Consider the following 1,549-nt stretch of genomic DNA (forward strand, 5'->3'; position numbering starts at 1 on the left):
CCGGCTCCGGGTGGGGGGGCGGGGGGGGGGGCGCGCGCGGGGCCGGCCCCGCCGCTACCGGATCGCAACCGCCCGGGCTCGCCGGCTCTGGTAGCGCCGGGCCATGCCCGGCGGAATCACGCCGCCACCTGTGAACCGGGGTCAACACTGTTTTCCCGCGGCGAGGCTTAATCGGCGACGGCAAAGCGCGCAGGCTACGCAGCTTCCCGTTTCCTCCCCACAGGAACCCCCATGAATTCCAGAGCCGCACTGCTGGCCCTCGCCGTCGGCGCCTTCGCCATCGGCACCACCGAGTTCGCCCCGATGGGCCTGTTGCCGGTCATCGCCGAGGGCGTGGGCGTGAGCATTCCTTCCGCCGGCATGCTGATCACCGCCTATGCCGTCGGGGTGATGCTGGGCGCACCGGTGATGACCCTGTTGATGGGGCGGTTCGGCAAGCGCACCGCGCTGATGCTGCTGATGTCGATCTTCGTGGTCGGCAACCTGCTGTCGGCGCTGGCGCCGAACTATGGCCTGCTGCTGCTGTCACGCCTGGTCACCAGCCTCAACCACGGTGCGTTCTTCGGCATCGGTGCCGTGGTCGCCGCCAGCCTGGTACCGAAGGAGAAGCAGGCGGCCGCCGTGGCCACCATGTTCATGGGCCTGACCATCGCCAACATCGGTGGCGTGCCGCTGGCCACCTGGGTCGGCCAGCAGCTGGGCTGGCGCCTGTCCTTCGCCGGCACGGCGGTGCTGGGCCTGGTTGCGATCACCGCATTGGGCCTGGCCCTGCCGGCGTCGGCGCCGGATGCGCGCCCGGACGTGCGTCGCGAGATACGCGCGATCCTGCAGCCGCAGGTGCTGCTGGCGATGGCCACCACGGTGCTGGGCGCCGGTGCGATGTTCACTCTCTACACCTACGTGGCGCCGGTGCTGGGCGAACTGACGGGCGCGTCGAATGCATTCATTGCGATGTCGCTGGCGTTGATCGGCATCGGCTTCACCGTCGGCAATGGTATCGGCGGGCGCATGGCTGACTGGTCGCTGGACGGTGCCACGCGCATCCTGTTGGCCGTGCTGGCGGTGCTGATGTTCGTGCTGCCGTTGGCTTTCATGAGCCACGCCACGGCGGCGCTCGGTGTGCTGCTGTTTGGTGCGGCGACCTTTGCCCTGGTGCCGCCGCTGCAGATCCGGGTGATGCAGGTGGCCAGCGAGGCGCCGGGACTGGCGTCGTCGATCAATGTCGGTGCGTTCAACCTGGGCAACGCGGTGGGTGCGGCGCTGGGTGGCGCGGTGATCAGTGCGGGCCTGGGGTATGCGGCGATTCCGGTGGCCGGTGGGTTGCTGGCGGTGTCGGGGTTGCTGCTGGCGTGGCTGGGGCGGACGCGCGCGCCGGTGCCTGAGGCTTGTTGAACGGTGGTGGGTTCCGGCAGGGCTTGCAGCCCTGCACCCGCAGAATCAACGTCAACGTCAAAAGCGGTGCTGGTTTTCTGCTGGTTGGGCGGGGCGGTGTGGGCTTGCAGGACACGCCGTAAACCCGTCCATGGGGGCTCGTAGGCGCCATCCATGG

Annotated in this window: 1 protein-coding gene; it reads left to right on the plus strand. The window is 69.3% G+C overall.

What is annotated here, in order from left to right; translation table 11 throughout:
• Nucleotides 1-231 precede the first annotated feature (231 nt).
• Entirely contained in the window at nt 232-1,392 is a 1,161-nt protein-coding gene (locus IAE56_RS20875; protein ID WP_200753835.1) for an MFS transporter, read from the plus strand.
• Nucleotides 1,393-1,549 lie beyond the last annotated feature (157 nt).

The organism is Stenotrophomonas sp. S41, from assembly GCF_016624625.1.
Classification (GTDB): Bacteria; Pseudomonadota; Gammaproteobacteria; order Xanthomonadales; family Xanthomonadaceae; genus Stenotrophomonas.